Raw genomic sequence first — 20,578 nt, 5'->3', positions numbered from 1 at the left:
TATCATTGCCATTTAGAGATAGAGGCAGACTTTTTAAAAAGGCCTTTCATATTAGCCTTCTGGAGGGTAGAAAAACTGATGGTAGAAGAAAAGAGGAGTGACCAAGCTCCTGTACATGTAGGGGATACGGTCGAATGTGAAGTGGAGCAGATCATGCCTTATGGCGCTTTTGTACGTCTTTCGACAGGACAGAGAGCGATGATTCACATTTCGGAGCTCTCTTATAGTTATGTTAAGAAAGTGGAAGATGTTCTTGAGCTCAAGCAAAAGATTAAGGCGAAAGTAATCAAGATTGATGAAAAAAATCGAATTGACCTTTCTCTTAAGAAGATGGAAGAGCCACCTTCTGTTGCGTCTTCCGCTCCCAAGGAAACAGAAGATAGCTTTGAAAAAAAGTTATCTAACTTTCTAAAAGTCAGCGATCAAAAAATAGCCGATTTGAATAGCAAACTAAACAACGCAAAAGCCAATAAAAAACGGAGTAAAAAAAGTAAATGATCGATATGATAACAGGCCAGGGGAGCTTAAGCTCCCCTGGCCTGTATTGGTTTTTTGCAAAAAAGGATATGGATGTAGTAAAGCGTCAAATGGTTTCTCGTAAGTTTCAACAGAAAATTGTTGCATCTGTTGTGTGTCGCTGTTGTTGGGGAGCCCCTCAAGTTTTATATTGTCGGCCTTTTTATAAAAAAACGCCCTTTCCAACTTCTTTTTGGCTCACCTGTCCTTATTTGGTCGCCAAGTGTGGAGAGCTGGAGTCCCAACACGGAGTAAGTAGTGTAGAAGAGTACCTTCAAAAGAACGTTTCTCTTCACCGTTGGATTTCATATCATATCCAGCACATTAATTTACGTTTAGCCTTGCTTTCTTCGTCTGAGAAGCGTTATTTCCAAAAAAGACGTCCTGAATTATGGAGGGCCATTACTCAAGGTGGGGTCGGGGGAATTCAAAATAAGAACTCTTTTACAGTGAAATGCCTTCATCTTCACGTTGCTTCTTGGTTGGCTCTCGGAACGCATCCAGCAGAGGAATGGTTTCGCCAACATATAGAAATGACAGACTGTAAAACACCTAACGATTATTCATGTATTGCCAGGGGAGGGGTACTTGATGTGGAAGGGACGTTTTAGTGAACAGACGGCAGAAATCGTATTAAATTACACACAATCTCTTGACCTTGATTGGTGCCTGGCTCCTTTTGATATTAAGGGAAGTCTTGCTCACGCCAAGATGCTAGTATCTGTTGGAATCCTTTCTTCAGAGGAAGGTCAAAAGATAGAAGAAGGGTTTTCCTTGATTTTGAAAGAGATAGAAGATGGATGCTTTACTCCTTCTATTGAGTTGGAAGATGTACATATGAATATTGAACATCGACTCATAGAAATATTAGGCCCACTGGGAGCGAAACTTCATACTGGGCGAAGTCGAAACGATCAGATTGCTACTACTTTACGTCTTTATTTACGCAACAGATTGAAATTAATACATAAGGGAATGTGCATTCTTCTTGAAACTATTCTTAAAAAAGCCTACGCTCACCGTGATATTATCATCCCAGGATATACTCATTTGCAGCAGGCCCAGCCAATAAGTATGGGACAATATTGGATGTCTCACTTTCAAGCCTTTCGACGTGATATGATCCATCTACAAGCAGCTTTGGATGCTCTTGATGATTGCCCTCTGGGTGCAGGAGCTTTAGCCGGATCTACGCTTGCTCTGGATCGTTTTAATACAGCGTCGGCCCTCGGTTTTAAAAGGCCGACAGAAAATAGTCTGGATTCTGTCGCCCATAGAGACTACTTGCTAGATTACCATTATTTTGCGGCAGTTTTTGCCGTACATTGCAGCAGACTCGCAGAAGATTTTATAATTTATAACAGCCAGGAATTTGGGTGGCTTAAACTTCCAGACGCATATTGTACAGGGTCAAGCATGATGCCACAAAAGAAAAATCCCGATGTGCTTGAGCTTACACGAGGTCGGGTTGGGCAAGTAGTTGGGCATTTAGTTGATATGCTCATTATGCTTAAGGGCTTACCTTTAACATATAATCGCGATTTGCAAGAAGATAAACGAGGACTTTTAGCTTCGCTTTCAGTTATCCTTTCTATGGTGGGTATATTACCTGATTTTTTATCTCATGTAGATGTAGATGAACGAAAAGCTACTTCGAAAATGGAAAATGGGATGGTTCTTGCTACGGATGTTGCGGAATATCTTGTTAGGAAAGGTATTCCTTTTAGAGATGCCCATTGGAAAGCGGGACAGCTTGTTCGTTATTGTGTGGATAATGAACGATCACTTTTTGATCTATCTTTGTCAGAATGGCAAGCTATCATACCGGAGGTGGAAGAAGATATTATGCCTCTTCTTTCATTGAAAGCAAGTGTGAGTAGACGCAAGACATACGGTGGCACATCCTTTGATAGTGTCGAGAAGCAAATTGACAATGGATACCATTGGCTTTCCTCAGAAAAAAGTAAGTACAGTCCAGAATCCTGAAATATTTAAAAAGGGGCTTGACTTGCTGCGTTTTTTCTGTAGAATAAACCCTTGCGTAACGGCGGTAACTAGCCGGGGCAAGAGCCGTTAGCTCAGTTGGTAGAGCACCGGACTTTTAATCCGGGCGTCGTGGGTTCGACTCCCACACGGCTCACCATCGCGGTCCCATCGTCCAGAGGTCTAGGACACAGCCCTTTCAAGGCTGCGACACGGGTTCAAATCCCGTTGGGACCGCCATTTTAGTTTACTCTGCCGGTGTAGCTCAGTTGGTAGAGCAGCGCACTCGTAATGCGCAGGTCGGCGGTTCGAGTCCGCCCGCCGGCTCCAGCTTAATAAATGAAAAGCGAGAGGCTTTGTGTTTTTCTTTCTGAAAGGAAAAGCGCAAGGCCTCTTTTATTATTCCGTTTGAAAAATGATGAATTCTGCATAATATGCGAAGGCACGATATAATTGCAGAGAATGCGCTAGTAAAGGAGATTGTGAATGGTTTTGAAACAGATATTATTTATTCGCCACGGACAAACTGATTGGAATAATGAAATGCGGTATCAAGGGCAAAGTGATGTCCCTCTTAACGCAGAAGGATTGGAACAAGCCGATCGTCTCTCTCTTCGTTTATGCTCGTGTTTTCAAGCTGACCTTATAGTAACAAGCCCTCTGTGTCGTGCTCATAGAACAGCGGAAATTATTGCGATGCGGCAGAAAAAAGACCAAATTCTTGTACGTGAGGATTTAAAGGAAATTGGTTTTGGGAAATGGGAAGGTCTTACTGTCTCCGAGGTAAAAAAACGTTTTCCCGATGAACATGATCAATGGAGAAAAGATCCTTCTACAGTGATTCCTGGGGATGGTGAATCTTTTGAGGCCGTTCGTTTAAGGGTAGCGAGTGTCCTTGAAGAAATCTTACAAAGAGATGAAGAACAAATAATGGTTGTTGCCCATGGGGGAGCAATTCGCACGGCTCTTGTTGATTTGTTAAAAGTGAATTCCTCATTAGTATGGCACATGCGCCTTGATAATTGTTCGATCTCTTCGGTGCATGTTTTTCAAAGTACGATAATGCTGGCATTTTTAAATGATGCGACTCATCTTTACGTACCTAAAGAATTTATTCGTTATATACCTCTTTCTTCTTAGACAATCGTAAGCCAAACTGATAGAATTTTCATAGTTTTGTTTGCGCTATAAGGGGGGATAGGGTTGAATGTAGATTATGAAAAGAAGCAGGACGAAGTACGACTTTCTCCAGAAAGGGAAAAAGAACTCTGGGCTTCCTGCCGCACAGACGATTGTGCCCGTGAAGAATTGATAGTATCTTATAGACCCCTCGTTTTTTGGCTTGCTCAAAAATTTCATGTTTCTCCGTCTATCTATCCAGATTTAGTCCAGGAGGGTATGGTTGCCCTTATTAAGGCAGTTGATAAATTCGAACCTGAGCGTCAACTTAAATTTACGACATATGCTTTTTACCGTATTAAGGGGCAAATGGTTAATTATTTACAACGTAGCGAGGCTAAGGCTCCCCTTCCTGTCGACGATGAGGAAATGTGTATATCAGACGATTTCTCTTGTGATTCATACGATTTATTTCTTACGTTGTCTCAAGAAATAGAAAAGCTTCCTAATCGGGAAGCAGAAGTGGTTTCGGAGATGTTTTTCAAGGGGCATGAGGCAAAAGAAGTAGCAAAAGATCAAGGGATTGATGTAAGTCATGTATATAGGCTTAAACGCAGCGCTATAGCTCGTCTTAAGAGTTGGATTTTTCCTGATCATACCACTAAAAAAGCGTAATAGGTGATAATTATTAGAGAAGGTATGTAGAAAGAAAAGGTACCCTTCCAGGAGTGATCTGTTGTGGAAAAGCGTATTAGCCGAGTTATGCGATGGCTTGAGAGATGTATGTATGCCACAAAAAGCAAATCGTGGCATAATGCCTTGACGGAAATGGAATGCGCCAGAGCTGAGTTGGAAGAAGCTAGGAAAGAGCTTTGGCAACTAGCTGAAACACAAGGTCAAGAGCAAAAGAATAAGGGGATAGTGGTGTTAAGTCGTGTTGCCACTCTTACTGTTCTTTTCCTCTGTGTTTTGTCTGTTCCTTTGTCTGTTTCTCAAAGTAATGATTCCCAAAAGTATGTAGCAAAAAAAAAGTTTTCCTTAGAATGGGTTACTTCAGATGAACGGGCGGTATTAGCTGGTTTACGTAAAAGCCTGAGCGAAAGTAATATTGAAGCGTTACGTAACAGAGAGGAAGGATATAAAAATGAACGAGATTCTCTACCTATATCTTCAGTTGCGATGACGACAGACGTAAAACAAGCTAAGGAAATGCCAATAGAAAAAAAAGAACTCCAGAACAAAAAGAGTGTGGCAAAAGAAGATCAACAAGTTGGTAATGCAAACGAAACTCTAGAACGACTTTTAACGTTGCTCCAAATAGGGCAAAGTGCATTACGTGAACAAGGACCTGCTATAATTATAAATCGGCAGTAAAAAACTTCACCTTCCTGGAAGGAGAGATTACGTGTGAAACGGCCAGTACTTATTTCAATAATATGTTTCCTTTTTATGTTTTTTATGATTCAGGGAGGTTGGGCACAAGATCTCCAGGTAGTTTCTAGAAATGTTAAAGGAAATGAACATGTAGTATCAGAACATATTCTTTCGACCGTAGGAACCAAGATTGGAGAGACTTTGAATCGAGAGCAACTTCAAAAAGATGTGGAAGCCATTTATGAATTAGGATTCTTTTCTTTTGTGGATGTTGAACTTACACCTGAAGCAGGTGGTGTTGCTGTTACATATGTAGTGAAAGAAAATCCAGTTATAGAAAAGATTGAGATTTCTGGAAATACCATCTATAGCGATGAAGATTTGATGAAACTGGTTTTTACAACCCCGGGAACTGTCTTCAATCGTGTCTTTTTTAGGCATGATCTAGAAAGAATTCAGGAAAAGTATCAAAAAGATGGCTACGTAATGATGAGAGTTGCTGATGTCCAGGTAGAAAATGGTATTATAAACGTTCAGATTATGGAACCTATCGTTGGGGATATTATTATTCAGGGAAATACGAAGACGAAACGTTATGTAATTGAACGCCAAATAAAGGTTAAAAAGGGAGATCTTTTTAACGCTACAGTACTTCGCCATTCAATTAATAAGTTACAGCAACTTGGATATTTTGAAGATGTAAATGTCGGATTTGAACCGGGAGACACACCTCTCGCTACTAATATAGTTGTGACGGTTGAAGAAAAAAAGACGGCTTCAGTAGGGCTTTCCATTAGTCATGGTACAGAAAGTGGATGGTCCGGGGGACTCTCTTACGGAGATATAAACTGGAAGGGTAGAGGGCATAAGGCCGAGATTGGTTTTGAAACTGGTGACAACGAACAGTATTGGTTGACATACATAGAGCCGTATATGGATGAAACGCACTATTCGTGGAAAGTTGGCGCTTATAAGCGAGTTTGGGAAGAGCGCGGTTACTATCGCAGTGGAGATAAACGTCTTGAATACGATGAGGAGCGAGTGGGATTTTATTTCGGTGCCGGTAAAAAATTTACCCACGATCCTCGTTTGAGTTGGTTCCTAACTCTTGATTGGCATGATGTAGATGTTTATAACATTAAAAAAACTTCTTTAGGTACACAGGAAGATATTGATGATTTGACAAAGGGTACAACCTTTGCCGCTATTGGAACATTGACAAGAAGCACCCTTGATGAATACTTGAGCTATCCCAAAGGTGATGTTATAGACTTAAACGTTGAACACGCCTTGGATTTCTTGGGAGCTGACTGGACCTATACTAAATACTGGTTGCAAGGACGATATTATGTTCCTCTTTTAGGACTTAACGATTTCTTGGATATGAATTTGGGGAAAGAAGATAATCCTCCAATTTTGGCAGCTCGTATAAAAGCTGGTTTTTCCTCTGGAACCCTCCCATCTGCTGAACGTTTCTCCATTGGAGGATCTAACTCTTTGCGTGGATATGATGGTGGAGAGTTTGAAGGAGACGAAATGTTTTTAGCAAATGTGGAGGCACGACTTCCCATAGAAAATGCTTTTGGCTTTGTCCTCTTTTACGATGCAGGAAACGCTTGGAGAGATGATAAAAACTTCAGTCTTTCTGATCTTCACGATTCCTGGGGGGTCGGTGTAAGAGTAAAAACCCCTATAGGTAATCTGCGACTTGATTATGCTAAGGGAGACGAGGAAAATAAGACTCACTTTGGGTTCGGTGAACTTTTCTAAAGAAAAAAGGGTTGTAGCCGCTCTCTTTTTGGCTGCAACCCTGCTTTTTATTTCTTTCCCCTTGTACGGGGCTGTTCGTATTGAGGGAATGCCGAAATGGATGGCTGAAAGTGCTGAAAAAAGCCTCAATGCGGTTTGGAATGAAATGGATAGAACCATACCGCTTGCTGAGCGTTTTTCTATGTTGGTTCTTGTTGGGAATAGGTTGCTTTCAGGATATACTATTGAAACGCCTCACTATTCTGATGGTGATGTAATTGTTAGGGCTCTGGCGGAGGATTTTCCCCAGTGGCGTATCGAATTGAACAATCCCTCTCTTCCTTTTCCAGCCAATACGTGGTTTAAAGATGATACGAGACAGTTCCCTGATCTTGTTCATATATGTTTGGAGAATGTACCTGTTAGTGCATTAGCGTGGGCAGATATGGCTTTGAGGCGGGAAATAGAGGCGATAACGAAAGAACATGTTCCTGGCTGGGATATTTCAATTCTTGTCGAATTGGCAGAAGGTGCGAACTCTCCAGTTTTAAGAATTTCCTTTGTTCCTGAACAACCTTTAGTTCTGGCCGTTACTCCTTCAGTTCAGTCAGGGTCGTTGCCTGTTGCTTTTCAAACAGATTTGAAAGATAATTTGCAGTCGGGACTTTTTCCTGTTATTGGATTACCTGTAAATTGGGTTGATTACCACAAGAGAGATATTGAGATATTGGCAGAGCAATCTCTTGCTGATAGAAATATCATCGAAAATTCTAAAGCAAAAGTGGACGTTTCGTTTCGACCGTCTCAAATTTCTCGTGCTGATGCGCGAGTAGAAAGCTCTCGATATACGATTCAGGCATGGGCTGCTGCTTACGGAGGAACGGACGATAGGTATCCGGAATTGGGGCTTCATGTCGGACGTAAAGCTTTACCTATGAGCGGATGGAATGTGGAACTTTACGGTGAATGGATACTTTCAACTAACGATTTTGATCTTGAAAGTCGTTGGGGAGCCCGATGGAAGATTCATTCCCGCATATTGCTAGGAGCCGAAATTGCTTATCCAGGAGAAGAACTATGGTGGCGATTTTGGTTTACTGGTCACGTTAAACAGCCCTATGTATGGTGGCGGTATAGTGAAAATAGTAAAAGCAACATGGGTATAGGCTATCGTATAAATGAGTTCTTATCCATTGAATTGCATTATGATGAGCGCGATGATGATCAATGGAGTATCCGCGCGGTCGGAAATTTGTAGGGGGGCAGTTGATATGAAAAATAAATCTGACGTAAATATGACCTTAGGTCAGATTGCCAAATATATAGGAGGGAAGATCGTAGGGGACAAAGAAATGGTTGTACATAAACTTGTCTCTCCAGAAAAGAGTGAAAAGGGTACTCTCTCAGTAATCTGGGATGAAAAAGAACTGGAGTTACTTTCTTCTGATGCTTTGCTTGTTGCAGCGCAATCTTTTTTTAACGAATCTCGCCAAGGTATTATTGTTGAAAAACCGAGAGAAGCCTTTGCTAATCTTTTACATTTATTTGATAAAAAAACCAGTTTCTCATACGGTATTCATCCTGCAGCTGTTGTATCTGAAACGGCATGTATCTCTGCCGCTGCGTATGTCGGTCCTCTTTGTGTTATAGGTGATGATGTTGTAATAGGAGAAAATGTTATTCTTGAAGGGCAGATTTTTATAGGAGAGCGCAGCGTTGTAGAAGCAGGAACACATATTGAACCCCAGGTAGTTTTGTATTCAGATGTGAAGGTGGGGAAAAATGTATTGATTCATAGCGGAGCTGTAATTGGTTGCGATGGTTTTGGTATTATCCCATCATTTCATCCGGAAGCGCGTCCTCAGAAAATACCACAGATTGGTGGCGTTTCCATTAAAGATGATGTCGAAATTGGAGCCTGCACCACTATAGATCGAGGGACTCTCAACGATACCGTTATTGGATCGGGCACAAAGATAGATGATCATGTTCATATAGCTCACAATGCTCAGATAGGAGAAAATTGTATTATAGTCGCCATGTCTGGTATTGCAGGAAGTGCAGAAATAGGGGAAGGCGTTATAATGGCTGCCCGAAGTGGAGTGAAGGATCACGTAAAAGTTGGCTCAAGAGCACAAATAGCGGCTTTTGGCGGGGCAATAAAAGACGTTCCGTCAGGAATAATAGTCTCAGGTTTTCCTGCGCGGGATCACAAAGAGCATTTTAGAGCACAAGCTCTCTACCTTCGTTTACCAGAGCTCTTTGCGCGCCTTAAGGCTCTGGAGAAAAAATTGTCAGGTAGCGGGGAAGAGAAATGAGTTTTTTATGTACGGTAAAAAATCCTGTACGTTTTGAAGGTGTTGGTCTCCATTCAGGGAAGCCATGTAGTGTTGAAATCAACCCCTTATATGTGTCGAGAGGTATTGTTTTTGAAATAGAAAATCGTTCTTATAGTCTTGACGAAGCGGAGCTTCGAGGTAGCGGGCGCGGCACGGAGCTTGTTTTTTCAGATGGAGCCATAGTAAGAACAGTTGAACATCTTATGGCTGCTCTTTATACTCGCAACATAGGGCAAGCAGTAATAAGAATCAGCGGTCCTGAAATGCCAGTTTTAGATGGTAGTTCTCTTGCTTTTTCTAAGAAATTGAAAGAAGTAGGAGTTGTAGAGACAGATTGCGAAACAGTGCCCTTTTGTCCTTGGGTACCTATAGTTGAGACAGACAATAGCAAGAAAAAAATTCTTTGCGCTTTTCCAAGTGACTCACTTTCTATAACGTATGCCATTGAGTATGAAAATCCCGTTATAGGAACAGAAATCTATGACTTTAGAGTCACTTCTGAAGGCTTTTTGGAAGAGATTGCTCCTTGTAGAACCTTTGCCTTGGAAGAAGAAATGGATGCCCTGCGTGAAAGAGGGCTTGCCAGGGGCGGAAATCTTGAAAACGCTATTTTAGTAACACCTCATGAAGCTTTAAATCAAAAGGGATTATATTTTTCAAATGAATTTGTTCGACATAAAATATTGGATATTATCGGAGATTTGGCCTTGTTAGGTCGACCTCTCCATGCCCATATAGTAGCCATCCGTACTGGTCATGACATGCACCTTCGTCTTGTACGGCGGTTAAAAAGAATGTTAAACCGGAATGAATGAAGGAGGATATATAATGATTGACATTGATAGAATAATGAAGGCTCTTCCTCACCGTTATCCCTTTCTATTGGTTGATCGCATCGTATCTGTAGAAGAAAATCGAGTTGTTGGTTTGAAAAATGTTACAATCAACGAACCTTTTTTTCAGGGACATTTCCCAGGAGAACCAGTTATGCCTGGAGTGCTGATTCTGGAAGCCATGGGACAAGTAGCAGCAATGATGATTGTTTGTCGTCCCAATATGGAAAATAAGATTACATATTTGACAGGAGTTGACAAGGCCCGCTTCCGTCGCCCCGTTCGACCGGGAGATCAGTTGATTACTACAGCTGAGATAACGAAAATACGAGGCCATGTAGGCAAAGTAAAAGCTAAGAGCGAAGTTGATGGAGAAATTGCTGCGGAAGCCGAGTACAGTTTCATTTTGGCAGAACAACTCCCAAAAGAAAAGACGGAGGTAAACGACTAATCATGGGCGCGACCATTCACCCTACCGCAATAGTATCACCGAAAGCCGAAATTGAAGATAATGTTGTCATAGGTCCCTACTGTATTGTGGAAGACAAAGTCCATATCGGTGAGGGAACTGTGTTGGAAGCGTTTATTCATCTTCTTGATTTTACAGAACTCGGCAGCACATGTCATATCTATGAAAATACAGTTCTTGGCAGAGAACCTCAAGACAGAGATTTTGGTGGTGAAGAGAGCTGGGTTCGCATTGGCAATAATGTTGTTATTAGAGAGAACGTAACTATTCATCGCTCAAGTGGTGAAGGAACGACAACAGAAGTAGGAAATGATTGCTTCATCATGGAAGGAGTCCATCTTGGGCACAACGTGCATATTGGCAACCGAGTAACAATAGCTAATAAAGCAGGTTTTGCCGGATATGTTACGGTGGGTGATGGTACTGTTGTCGGCGGTCTCGCAGGTTTCCATCAATTTGTTCGTATTGGACGTTTCTGTATGATTGGTGGTTTATCAAAGATAGTTAAAGATGTTCCTCCTTTCTTGCTTGTAGATGGTCATCCAGCGCGTGTGCATGGTATAAATCGAGTCGGATTAAAACGGGCAGGCTTTTCTTCTGGAGAGAGACAGGAAATAAAGGAGCTCTATCGACATCTTTACCATGCTGGACTCCCTTTCAGAACGGCAGCTCAAAGTATGCCTGTAGAAGGAAGCCTCGCCGCTGCAGAAATTTCTGCTTTTGTGGCTCAGTCCAAGCGAGGAGTAACGCCATGGCCGCATGTAATTAAGGGAGATGCAGATGATTAAACTTCTTGTTCTCGACGTAGATGGAACGCTCACTGATGGCGGCGTATATCTAGATGGTCGTGGAAATGAATTTAAGCGTTTTGATATTCATGATGGCATGGGAATCGCCCGTCTTCGTAAAAGTGGGGTTGATGTCGCGATTATTAGTGGGCGTTATTCTGCTGCCACTGAGGGGCGAGCTAAAGAGTTGGGAATTTCATTGCTTCATAACGGAGTAAAAAATAAATACGAAGCCTTACAGAAGTTGGCTTCTGATCTTTCTATCTTGCCTTCGGAAATAGCTTATGCTGGTGACGATATTAATGACGTAGAATGCTTGCAGTGGGTGACATTTAGTTTTGCCGTAGCTAATGCTGTGAATGAAGCAAAAATAGCGGCAAAAAATGTAACATCTGCGTGCGGAGGACATGGAGCCATCAGAGAGGTGGCTGAATATATACTTGCGCATAATAGAGAATGTGTAACGGGACGTGGATGCAGTGAAAAATAGAGGAATACTTGACCGATTTATTTTACGGGAAATGGCCGGGTCTTTCTTTTTTGGTGTAATGGCCTTCACCATGGTTTTTGTCGCGGGGGATCTCCTGTTTCAGATAGCCAGTCTGATTATAGAAAAAGGGATCTCTCTTGGTGTTGTGCTACGGCTTTTTGTTTATCGTTTACCTGAAGTTGTCATATTGACTTTGCCTATGGCTTGTTTGCTTTCTGCACTTCTTACCTTTGGAAAACTTTCAGCCAACAGTGAAATTGTTGCGTTAAAATCGTCAGGCATTTCTTTTCAGCGAATCTTACGTCCTGTAATTATTGGGGCCATTTTCGTTGGCATAGTGGCTCTTATATTAAATGAAACAGTAGTCCCTTTTTCTAATCGTGCTGCCGAAAATCTTATGCGGTACGAAGTAATGCGGGAAAAGCCATCTATTCTCAAAGAGCAGGTTTTTCTTCGTGATGAGAGCAACGGGCAGCTCAACAGAGTTATTTATATAGAAAAATTACAACCTCGAAAAGGTACTATGAACAATGTGTTACTGCAGGAATTCGAGGGCGGAAAGATAAAACGTATTACTGTAGGTAAAACTGGTTTATGGAAAGATGGAAAATGGTGGATCAATGACGGAGAGGTTTTTCAGGTAGCAGAGAATGGAAAAGTGGAACTCCTTTTTCGCTTTGATCGTCAGCAATTTGATTTAAACCTCTCTCCACAGCAAGTTGAACAGGCATCCCGTAAACCCAGCGAAATGAGCGCTATTGAATTGTTGACTCAAATACGGTTACTTCAGGCGCAAGGTGGAAACAAGGCTCCCTTATGGGTTCTTTTTCATTTGCGTTTGGCAGTGCCGTGGGCGAGTGTTGTCCTTGCTATCTTGGGCGCAAGTCTTGGCGTTCGTTCGCATAGAACGGGTTCAGGAGTCGGTTTTGGTCTCAGTGTAATGATTGTTTTTGTTTATTACGTCGTGATGTCTCTCTGTAAAGCTTTTGGAGAAACAGAGCACATGCCGCCTTTTTTGGCTGCCTGGATTCCAAATGTAGTGTTTTTACTTGTAGGCGGATACTTTGCACGAAAGGCGAATGATTAAAATGGGTAAAATAGCTATCATTGCAGGAGAAGGTGTTCTCCCCGAAATTATAAGTCGAAGACTTGCGGAACAGCAAACTTCTCCTTACATCTTTGCCATTGGAGGAACAAGAGAGGCATTGCGTCCTTTCGCTCAGGAAATATGGCCAGTTTTTGACCTCGATCTCAAAGGTCTTTTACATCGTATGCTTGCATATCAAATAGATACACTTATTTTGGCGGGACAAGTTTCTAAAAAACTTATGTATCAAAGAGAGAATCTTGATCAGTTACTTAAGCAGACACTTGATGCTGAAGATAACAATGATCACGCTCTTCTCGGACGGATAGTTGAAACCATAGAAAAAATGGGAATACATGTAGTTGGTTACAGAGATATTCTTTTTGATCTTCTTACCCCAAGAGGGCAGATTTCTCAGCGAGGACTGACAGAGGATGAGTCGAAAGATATAGCATATGGCTGTTCAATCCTTTCTCAGATTCTTCCTCTCTCTTTTGGGCAAAGCATTGTTGTTCAAGATGGTGCCGTAGTTGCGGTAGAAGCTATGGAGGGAACGGATGCCATGATTCAGCGGGCTGGCGATCTCGTTCATGGTGGATCGGTTATAAAAATGATGCGAATCGATCAGGATGAGCGATTTGACATCCCTGTTGTTGGACCCCATACCCTTCAAGTGATGGCAAAGGCAGGACAGACAAGTTTAGCTCTTGAAGTAGAACGTACTCTTCTGCTTGAAAAGGAGCATTTTCTTGATCTTGCCGCCAACTTGGATATTGCCGTTGTAGGGGTAGACTCGTGTCTATCTTCATAAGTTGTGGCGAACCTTCTGGAGACTATTACGCTGGATTGATTATAAAGGCTCTTCGAGAATCTACAGAAGAGCCTATTGTAGGTATGCTAGGCAAAGAAGGAATAAAAGCGACAGGAACTGCTCTGTGGTCTATTGATCAATTAAGTCTTATGGGAAGTTCTGATATTGTTGCTGCTATTCCTCGTTTATGGCGTTTAAAAAACACTATAGCGAGTTATATTGTTAGAGAACAACCTCGAAGAGTTATTGTCATCGACAGTCCTGATTTTCACCTTCCTCTTGTTCGTACCCTTCGGAAAAAAGGTTTTAGAAATCCCGTTATTTATGTTGCTCCTCCCACAGTGTGGGCGTGGAGAAAGAAGCGGGTTAAAGCGTTACGCCGATATTGTACATTTATGTTACCACTATTAGGTTTTGAGCACAGGTATTTACGTGACCACAATGTTCCCTCTGTTTGGGTGGGACACCCTTTTCTTGATTTGAAAAATTTTTCTTTTACAGATCCTTCTAGCAATATAATTGCCCTTTTGCCTGGCAGTCGAAAGAGCGAAGTAGAACGATTATTGCCGGTGCTCAAAGAATGCGCTTCCCAATTTCATGAAATGGGCTATCAGCCAGTTTTTTCCATCGCTCCAGGTCTTTCTTCTAAGATTAAGAAGAAGATGAAAGAGGAGTTACATGAGTGGCAATTTTTCGAGGGTAATGGCAAAGAGTTAATGAAGCAGAGCTGCATTGTAATAGGAGCAAGCGGCACTGTTGCATTGGAGGCCATGATGGTAAATCGTTTTATGATTGTCATATATAAAGGGTCTTGGCTATCATGGCGTATTTATAAAAATTTTGTTAAGACCCCTTGGGTCTCTTTACCCAATATTATGGCTCAAGAAAAGATATATCCTGAACTTTTACAGGAAGATGCTTCTTGTAAGAATATAATGAAAGAAGCTACAAATTATTTACAGGACAGAAAAGTGCAACAAGAAAAACATGAAGCTCTAAAAAGAGCCAGAGACGATATGGGAAAACCAGGAGCTCTTGCTCTTTGGCAAAAGGTTATTTTAGAGGGGGAACGGCAGTGATATCCGTCACCTTGTTGGTTAATGGGCCAGGAGAGCTTTGGGGTTGGTGCAGACCGTTAGCTCAAGAATTGAAACGTCAGAAAAAACATGTGACAATTTGGCTTCTTCCTTGCCAATTCGCAAGTGGGCGGGAAGCAGAGGCTGCTGTGACTATCGGTGCAGATGAAGTCAAAGGTCCCTATTCAGCGACTGAAACATTGAGAGCTTTGAAGAATCATCAAACTGATGTTGTTCTTCAAATGGGAGGGGATCTTCTCTTTGGTCATCACATTGCTCGAAAGCGAGATGTCCCTCTTTTTTGTTATACATACGGACAGAAAAAGGGGTTGCATCACTGTAACGCAGTTTTTACAGCCTATGAAGCTATGGCACGACAGATATCATCAGAAACTATTATTGTTGGCGATCTTGTGAAGGAAGGGGTTTTTATGGACGAAGGGCCCTCCCCATGGCAAGATGAAGATGGTGTAAAATTAGTTTTTTTCCCTGGAAGTCGTCCGGCAATACGGAATAAAGCGTTGCCTTTTTTGTCAGAAGTAACGTATTTGTTGAGAGAAAAAATAGAAACATTGCAAGTAACAACGTTGTTATCCCCATTCTCAAAGATAGAAGAACAAAAAATGTGGGAAGATGAAGGGATGAATCCTTCTATTACGGGAACAGGAATAGTTTTGAAAGAGGCGGATATTGCTTTAACGCAGCCTGGAACTAATACTTTAGAACTAATGCATATGTCTGTTCCAACTCTTGTGGCAGTTCCTTTTGCCTTTTTAAGGGAAATTCCATTAAGTGGAATAAAAAGTTTTATCACGTCGTTACCAACGATAGGCCCTGCAATAAAGGAAAAGATACTACGAAGTAAAGCTGCTCACAGAACGACATATTTGGCGTGGCCAAACCGTTTGGTAAAAAAACAGATAATGAGAGAAAGTGTAGGAGAATTACATCCTTCGGATGTTGCCAACGAACTATATGATTTATGGCAGAATAGAGAGGCTTTCGAAGTTCAAAAGACACAACTTTTAAAGTTATCGCAACAATCTCGAGACATGCCTTCGAAAAGTATAAGCGCCATGATTGAAAGGCTGTGTGTGCATGAATAAAAAACATATCTACCTTCGACTTTTACAATATACACGTCCCTACTTGCCTCGGCTCTTTGCAGCTCTCGGCTGTATGGTATTGGCGTCTGCCTTTACCGTAATTCCGCCGTGGCTTTTAAAGAATGTTGTTGATGATGTGCTGATCGCCAAAAAGATGGATGTCCTTAATGTCCTCGCAATAGGCCTTGTTGCCATCTTTGTTGGAAAGGGTGCTGCTTCCTATGGGCATCAATATCTTATGAACTGGGTAGGACAGCACGTCGTAATGGATCTTCGTGTTCGTCTTTATGATCATATGCAACGAATGTCTCTCCGTTATATTTATGGGAAACGCGTGGGAGAACTTATGTCGCGTATTACGAACGATGTGACTGTTTTACAGAATATGGTGACATCTGTTGTTGTGGATCTTGTTGTTCAGGGAATAACATTTTTGGGAATGCTCGGATTCCTTATATATATAAATTGGCGTCTCACGCTTATGACCTTTGCCATTCTACCTTTAACATTTTTGATTCTTGATCATGCATCGAAAAAACTTCGTATCGTAGGGCACACCATCCAAGAAGAGCTTGCAAGGTTATCTGCCATTGTCCAAGAGGCGTTGTCAGCTATTCGCATCGTTCGCTCATTTGTGACAGAGGATATGGAGAATGAACGCTTTAAGGGACAAAATATGTCTAACTTCAAAGCATTAATGCATGGAGTACAGGTACAATCTGCTCTTTCAGGCATTATAGAGGTTATTCTTATTGCTGCGTTGGCATTTATCCTCTGGGTTGGAGGAAGAGATGTCATACATGGAGTCTTGACGCCCGGAGAACTTATTGCCTTTTTAGGATATCTTGGATTTCTCGTGCAACCTATACGTGTCTTTACCCGTGTAATAAGCAGTATGCAGCTTGGATTGGCTGCTGGAGAGCGAATCTTTTCCATACTCGATACGCCGTGTGAAATTCACTCACCAGAAAACCCTATTCCACTTGGTGTTATTCAGGGTTCTATACAGATGGACGATGTCTGGTTTGCTTATACAGATGAACAGTGGGTTCTGAAAGGTATCTTTATGGAAGCAAAACCTGGAGAAAGAGTTGCCATTGTTGGTTCTACCGGCGGAGGAAAATCTACATTGATGGACCTTATCCCTCGTTTTTATGATCCTTCCAGGGGAACAGTACGTATAGATGGACATGACGTAAAAACTCTTGATTTGACGGAGCTTCGAAAACAGATAGGCATTGTTCCGCAGGATCCTGTTTTGATGAAAGGAAGCCTGGCTTTTAATATATCCTATGGATGTCCATCGGCTACGCAGGAAGATATTGTAAGAGCAGCTCAGATAGCCGGAATTCATACGTTTATTTCGTCTCTTCCTAAAGGATATGAAACAGAGATAGGGGAACGAGGAATAACGTTGAGCGGAGGTCAGCGACAGCGAGTAGCTATAGCCAGAGCGATCATTCGTAACCCCAGAATCCTCATTTTGGATGAGGCAACTTCATCTCTAGATGTTGCAGTAGAGAGTCAGATTCAGGAAGCTATGGAAAAGGCAATGGAAGGCCGGACTTCTTTTGTTATTGCTCATAGACTTTCCACTATTCGGAGTGCTGACAGAATTCTTGTTTTAGATAAAGGTTGCATTGCAGAAAGCGGTTCACACGAAGAACTCATTAAAAAGGGAGGAATATACCGCCACCTTTATGAGTTGCAATTTGGTGGAGAAATCAACCATGAAAGTTGTTCGTAGTTATCTCGAATGGGCGAGAGGAGAGCGCAAAGTAAGTCCATGGTCTTTGCTCGTCCCTTTAACGTGCGTATCTCACAGTTTTATACGTTCTCGGAATTTTTCTTTCGATCACGGTCTTATGGCGAGTTACGAACCCTCTATTCCAGTTATTAGTGTTGGAAATATTACACTTGGTGGAACAAATAAAACGCCATTCGTGGAAATGCTTTCTCGTCATTTTTACGATACGGGAATTAATGTTGGTATTGTAAGCCGGGGCTATGGGGGACAGACGAACGAACCTGTGGTTATTCAGGGAACATCTTTCGATAGAAATATAGTGGGAGATGAACCCCTCCTTTTAGCGTCTCGTCTGCCTTATGTACCAGTTGCTGTTTCGAGAGATCGTTTAAAAGATGTTGAGGCTCTGCAAAAATATAATGTAGAGCTTATTGTTGCTGACGATGCATTTCAACACCGGCGGCTAGGGCGAGATGTGGATATTGTGCTTGTTGATGCCTGTTGCCCTTTTGGAAATGGGCGTCTTGTTCCCGCAGGCATTTTAAGAGAACCTCCAAGTGCGCTGAAAAGAGCACATATTGTTGTTATTACAAAAGCAGATCAAGTATCAGAAAAACAACTTAGAGAGGTTCGTCAAAAACTTTTGCGCTACGTTCCCGAAGAGAGGTTATTTACATCAAGGTTAGAATTACGATGCTGGTCATTCTGGAACGGTTCCTGGCAAGATGAGATTGACTTTAATGTGAATAGACTCCCCGTTGTAGCCTTTTCTGCAATAGGAAGTCCTGGAAGTTTTCGGAGAACTCTTGAACAACAGGGGCTTAACGTTCTGAAAGAGATGCGCTTTAAAGACCACCATCGTTTTGATTACCGCGATATGGAACGCCTCATAGCACTTAAAAAAGAATTAGGAGCGTCACACCTTGTTTGTACTGAAAAAGATGTGTATAACTTGCCGGAAAGTTCTCTTGAGGAGCCCTTGCTTGTGCCCATTATTTCTACAGTTATAGACGAGGAAGAGCGTTTTTGGCATCTTTTAAGTGAAAGGCTTCGTCCCCAACTTGTTGTAGCTTCTAACGGATATGGAGAAGATGCAATGGGAGCATTGCTTGCGCAAAAGGTAAGAAAGCGTTTCCCACTTGCTCGTGTTACTTCTTTTCCCATTGTCGGAAAGGGGGAACAGTATTTAAACGCAGGTATTACTGTTGACTCTGTTACCTCCGATTCTCCTTCTGGAGGAGTTATTAAGTATCATATTTCAGATTTAATACGAGACTTGAAATCGGGTCTCGTTCGACATATTTTTTCTCAATTAAAAGCATGGCATAAGTTGCGAGGACAAATACGAACCCCGCTCTGTGTGGGGGATGTATATCTTTTGCTCCACACATTATGGGGGCAAGGGCAATTGCCAGTGCTTGTAGCCACGGCTAAAACGGTATACTTAAGTGGACATTGGCGCCTTGAACGTTTTTTATTAAAACATCGTTGTCGCCGTGTCTGGACTCGAGATGCAGAAACTGCATCAGAGCTTGTTCGCTCTCATGCAGATGCAATTTTTGCAGGGAATCCAATAATGGACCTAACATGTGATAATACTAATGGGACCTTTGAATGGCCTGGTGAAAAAGAAGTTCGGGTATTGCTTTTGCCAGGAAGTAGAAAAAGGGCGTATCACGATATGAAGTTGCTGCTTGATGCGGCCTTGATTCTTTACGATAAGGTTCCATGTGTTTTTGTAGCGGTTATAGCTCCGTCCCTCGACATAAAGCAACTTGTTGCTGCAGCTCCAGGATGGAGTCTCATGGAAAACGAAAGCGGAATAGAGAAGAATGGATTGCGCGTTTTTTTCCATTTTGGAACGTTAGTATCTGCGGCTGCTCGTGCACATATTCTTTTGGGATTGGGAGGAACGGCGAATCAGGTATGTGCTGGTTTAGGAGTTCCCGTTGTTTCTATTTATGAGAAGGGGAAACTTGTACAGAAAAAACTTCTCGGAGAATCAGAAATCCTTGTGTCACCAGATCCTCGGGTGTTGGCCGATACAGCTTTTGACATTCTTTCAAACCCGGAGCGACGTGCGGCCATGTCAGAAGAGGGGAAAAAACGTTTAGGCGGACCTGGCGCTCTGGATAATGTAGTGGAATATGTGGCACGGGAGTATGGTTGGGATCTTCGATGCCATGTGTATAAAAAAATATCCCGAAATATAAAGCAGGGGGATGACGTGTATGGTTCAACCGATACCAGTTCATGATTTTTGTATAGGAGAGAAAAAACTGACAATTATTGCTGGCCCATGCTCTTTAGAGAGTCTGGAGCTTGGCTTGGAAATAGGAGAAAAGGCAAAAGAAATATGTCATCGTTTGGGAATGAATTATATTTTTAAGGCTTCCTACGATAAGGCAAACAGAACGTCTATTCATAGCTATCGAGGTCCTGGCCTTGAAAAAGGGCTTTCGGAACTGGCTGAAATAAAAGAAAAACTTTCAGTGCCGGTCTTGACTGACATCCATGAGTCGTGGCAAGCTGAGCCCGTAGCTGAAGTGGCAGATATTTTACAGATTCCTGCCTTTCTTTGTCGACAGACCGATTTATTAGTAGCTGCAGCTCAGACGCATCGACCTCTTCATGTTAAAAAAGCTCAATTTTTAGCCCCTCACGATATGAAGCAGGTTGTGGAAAAATGCAAAGAGGCCGGAAACGATAAAGTCATTCTTTGTGAGCGTGGAACAACAATGGGGTACAACCAGCTTGTTGTTGATATGCGCTCTCTTGTGCTTATGAGAAATATGGGGTGTCCTGTCATTTTCGATGCAACTCATAGCGTGCAGATGCCTGGTGGAAAGGGTACATCAAGTGGTGGAGACAGACGATTTGCTTTGCCTCTGGCCAGGGCTGCGGCAGCAATCGGAATTGATGGTTTATTTATAGAGACCCATCCAGACCCATCTTCAGCAAAAAGTGATGGGCCTAATATGGTTCCTTTGAAGAAGTTAGAATATTTCCTTTCTCAGATTGGCGATGTGTGGAATCTTGTAGAGAACGCCATCGGAAAAACAGATATAGATTGGGCAGAGGAGGCGTAAGC

The 20,578-nt window shown here is 42.1% G+C and carries 20 protein-coding genes and 3 tRNA genes; all 23 read left to right on the top strand.

The window, feature by feature from the left end:
• Positions 1 to 78: 78 nt before the first annotated feature.
• On the top strand, positions 79 to 498 hold the full coding sequence (locus ACZ5GY_RS07810; RefSeq protein WP_213691361.1) for a S1 RNA-binding domain-containing protein: 420 nt from the start codon (positions 79 to 81) through the stop codon (positions 496 to 498).
• Entirely contained in the window at positions 495 to 1,127 is a 633-nt protein-coding gene (locus tag ACZ5GY_RS07805; protein ID WP_213691360.1) for a DUF501 domain-containing protein, read from the top strand. The genes ACZ5GY_RS07810 and ACZ5GY_RS07805 overlap by 4 nt, the downstream gene beginning before the upstream one ends.
• On the top strand, positions 1,108 to 2,502 hold the full coding sequence (gene argH / locus ACZ5GY_RS07800) for an argininosuccinate lyase (RefSeq protein ID WP_464111729.1): 1,395 nt from the start codon (positions 1,108 to 1,110) through the stop codon (positions 2,500 to 2,502). The genes ACZ5GY_RS07805 and argH overlap by 20 nt, the downstream gene beginning before the upstream one ends.
• An 81-nt stretch (positions 2,503 to 2,583) precedes the next feature.
• Positions 2,584 to 2,659, top strand: a tRNA-Lys gene (locus ACZ5GY_RS07795).
• A 4-nt stretch (positions 2,660 to 2,663) separates the two neighbouring features.
• Positions 2,664 to 2,739, top strand: a tRNA-Glu gene (locus ACZ5GY_RS07790).
• Between the two features lie 14 nt (positions 2,740 to 2,753).
• A tRNA-Thr gene (locus ACZ5GY_RS07785) sits at positions 2,754 to 2,829 on the top strand.
• A 162-nt stretch (positions 2,830 to 2,991) separates the two neighbouring features.
• Positions 2,992 to 3,639: an alpha-ribazole phosphatase gene (gene cobC, locus ACZ5GY_RS07780; protein ID WP_464111728.1), complete on the top strand. Its 648-nt coding sequence runs from the start codon at positions 2,992 to 2,994 to the stop codon at positions 3,637 to 3,639.
• A gap of 63 nt (positions 3,640 to 3,702) precedes the next feature.
• Positions 3,703 to 4,293, top strand: a complete 591-nt coding sequence (locus ACZ5GY_RS07775) for a sigma-70 family RNA polymerase sigma factor (protein WP_464111727.1) — start codon at positions 3,703 to 3,705, stop codon at positions 4,291 to 4,293.
• 63 nt (positions 4,294 to 4,356) lie between these two features.
• Entirely contained in the window at positions 4,357 to 4,992 is a 636-nt protein-coding gene (locus ACZ5GY_RS07770; RefSeq protein WP_464111726.1) for a hypothetical protein, read from the top strand.
• Between the two features lie 33 nt (positions 4,993 to 5,025).
• Complete coding sequence (locus ACZ5GY_RS07765) at positions 5,026 to 6,762, top strand: BamA/OMP85 family outer membrane protein (RefSeq protein ID WP_213691003.1); 1,737 nt, start codon at positions 5,026 to 5,028, stop codon at positions 6,760 to 6,762.
• Complete coding sequence (locus ACZ5GY_RS07760; protein ID WP_213691002.1) at positions 6,749 to 7,999, top strand: hypothetical protein; 1,251 nt, start codon at positions 6,749 to 6,751, stop codon at positions 7,997 to 7,999. The genes ACZ5GY_RS07765 and ACZ5GY_RS07760 overlap by 14 nt, the downstream gene beginning before the upstream one ends.
• Before the next feature lie 13 nt (positions 8,000 to 8,012).
• Positions 8,013 to 9,059, top strand: a complete 1,047-nt coding sequence (gene lpxD / locus ACZ5GY_RS07755; protein ID WP_213701285.1) for a UDP-3-O-(3-hydroxymyristoyl)glucosamine N-acyltransferase — start codon at positions 8,013 to 8,015, stop codon at positions 9,057 to 9,059.
• Entirely contained in the window at positions 9,056 to 9,895 is an 840-nt protein-coding gene (gene lpxC / locus ACZ5GY_RS07750; protein WP_213691000.1) for a UDP-3-O-acyl-N-acetylglucosamine deacetylase, read from the top strand. Before lpxD ends, lpxC begins: the two co-directional genes overlap by 4 nt.
• Before the next feature lie 13 nt (positions 9,896 to 9,908).
• Positions 9,909 to 10,364 (top strand): 3-hydroxyacyl-ACP dehydratase FabZ, encoded by a 456-nt coding sequence (fabZ, locus tag ACZ5GY_RS07745; RefSeq protein ID WP_213695466.1) that lies wholly within the window; start codon positions 9,909 to 9,911, stop codon positions 10,362 to 10,364.
• A gap of 2 nt (positions 10,365 to 10,366) precedes the next feature.
• Positions 10,367 to 11,170, top strand: a complete 804-nt coding sequence (gene lpxA / locus ACZ5GY_RS07740) for an acyl-ACP--UDP-N-acetylglucosamine O-acyltransferase (protein ID WP_213690998.1) — start codon at positions 10,367 to 10,369, stop codon at positions 11,168 to 11,170.
• Entirely contained in the window at positions 11,163 to 11,660 is a 498-nt protein-coding gene (locus ACZ5GY_RS07735; protein WP_213690997.1) for a KdsC family phosphatase, read from the top strand. Before lpxA ends, ACZ5GY_RS07735 begins: the two co-directional genes overlap by 8 nt.
• Positions 11,650 to 12,747: an LPS export ABC transporter permease LptG gene (gene lptG, locus ACZ5GY_RS07730; RefSeq protein WP_213690996.1), complete on the top strand. Its 1,098-nt coding sequence runs from the start codon at positions 11,650 to 11,652 to the stop codon at positions 12,745 to 12,747. The genes ACZ5GY_RS07735 and lptG overlap by 11 nt, the downstream gene beginning before the upstream one ends.
• Position 12,748: 1 nt before the next feature.
• Complete coding sequence (locus tag ACZ5GY_RS07725; protein ID WP_213695464.1) at positions 12,749 to 13,558, top strand: LpxI family protein; 810 nt, start codon at positions 12,749 to 12,751, stop codon at positions 13,556 to 13,558.
• Positions 13,543 to 14,637 carry a lipid-A-disaccharide synthase gene (gene lpxB / locus ACZ5GY_RS07720; protein ID WP_213690994.1) on the top strand — a complete coding sequence of 365 codons (1,095 nt, stop codon included), beginning with the start codon at positions 13,543 to 13,545 and terminating at the stop codon, positions 14,635 to 14,637. Before ACZ5GY_RS07725 ends, lpxB begins: the two co-directional genes overlap by 16 nt.
• Positions 14,634 to 15,740, top strand: a complete 1,107-nt coding sequence (locus ACZ5GY_RS07715) for a glycosyltransferase family protein (protein WP_213695463.1) — start codon at positions 14,634 to 14,636, stop codon at positions 15,738 to 15,740. The genes lpxB and ACZ5GY_RS07715 overlap by 4 nt, the downstream gene beginning before the upstream one ends.
• Positions 15,733 to 17,487: an ABC transporter ATP-binding protein gene (locus ACZ5GY_RS07710; protein ID WP_213690992.1), complete on the top strand. Its 1,755-nt coding sequence runs from the start codon at positions 15,733 to 15,735 to the stop codon at positions 17,485 to 17,487. The genes ACZ5GY_RS07715 and ACZ5GY_RS07710 overlap by 8 nt, the downstream gene beginning before the upstream one ends.
• On the top strand, positions 17,471 to 19,744 hold the full coding sequence (lpxK, locus tag ACZ5GY_RS07705; RefSeq protein WP_213695462.1) for a tetraacyldisaccharide 4'-kinase: 2,274 nt from the start codon (positions 17,471 to 17,473) through the stop codon (positions 19,742 to 19,744). Before ACZ5GY_RS07710 ends, lpxK begins: the two co-directional genes overlap by 17 nt.
• Positions 19,719 to 20,576 (top strand): 3-deoxy-8-phosphooctulonate synthase, encoded by an 858-nt coding sequence (gene kdsA / locus ACZ5GY_RS07700; protein WP_213701284.1) that lies wholly within the window; start codon positions 19,719 to 19,721, stop codon positions 20,574 to 20,576. Before lpxK ends, kdsA begins: the two co-directional genes overlap by 26 nt.
• The last annotated feature ends 2 nt before the right edge of the window (positions 20,577 to 20,578 follow it).

The organism is Aminobacterium thunnarium, assembly GCF_055390565.1.
The sequence above is the reverse complement of the archived record's forward strand: the minus strand, read 5'-3'. Positions and strand labels throughout refer to the sequence as shown.

What these genes read in the sequence shown, in the direction of transcription:
- fabZ (WP_213695466.1), top strand. Translation starts at nt 9,909, where the DNA reads ATGATTGACATTGATAGAATAATGAAGGCTCTTCCTCACCGTTATCCC.
- lpxC (WP_213691000.1), top strand. Translation starts at nt 9,056, where the DNA reads ATGAGTTTTTTATGTACGGTAAAAAATCCTGTACGTTTTGAAGGTGTT.
- lpxD (WP_213701285.1), top strand. Translation starts at nt 8,013, where the DNA reads ATGAAAAATAAATCTGACGTAAATATGACCTTAGGTCAGATTGCCAAA.
- ACZ5GY_RS07725 (WP_213695464.1), top strand. Translation starts at nt 12,749, where the DNA reads ATGGGTAAAATAGCTATCATTGCAGGAGAAGGTGTTCTCCCCGAAATT.
- lpxA (WP_213690998.1), top strand. Translation starts at nt 10,367, where the DNA reads ATGGGCGCGACCATTCACCCTACCGCAATAGTATCACCGAAAGCCGAA.
- ACZ5GY_RS07735 (WP_213690997.1), top strand. Translation starts at nt 11,163, where the DNA reads ATGATTAAACTTCTTGTTCTCGACGTAGATGGAACGCTCACTGATGGC.
- ACZ5GY_RS07810 (WP_213691361.1), top strand. Translation starts at nt 79, where the DNA reads ATGGTAGAAGAAAAGAGGAGTGACCAAGCTCCTGTACATGTAGGGGAT.
- ACZ5GY_RS07805 (WP_213691360.1), top strand. Translation starts at nt 495, where the DNA reads ATGATCGATATGATAACAGGCCAGGGGAGCTTAAGCTCCCCTGGCCTG.
- ACZ5GY_RS07710 (WP_213690992.1), top strand. Translation starts at nt 15,733, where the DNA reads ATGAATAAAAAACATATCTACCTTCGACTTTTACAATATACACGTCCC.
- kdsA (WP_213701284.1), top strand. Translation starts at nt 19,719, where the DNA reads ATGGTTCAACCGATACCAGTTCATGATTTTTGTATAGGAGAGAAAAAA.
- argH (WP_464111729.1), top strand. Translation starts at nt 1,108, where the DNA reads ATGTGGAAGGGACGTTTTAGTGAACAGACGGCAGAAATCGTATTAAAT.
- lpxK (WP_213695462.1), top strand. Translation starts at nt 17,471, where the DNA reads ATGAAAGTTGTTCGTAGTTATCTCGAATGGGCGAGAGGAGAGCGCAAA.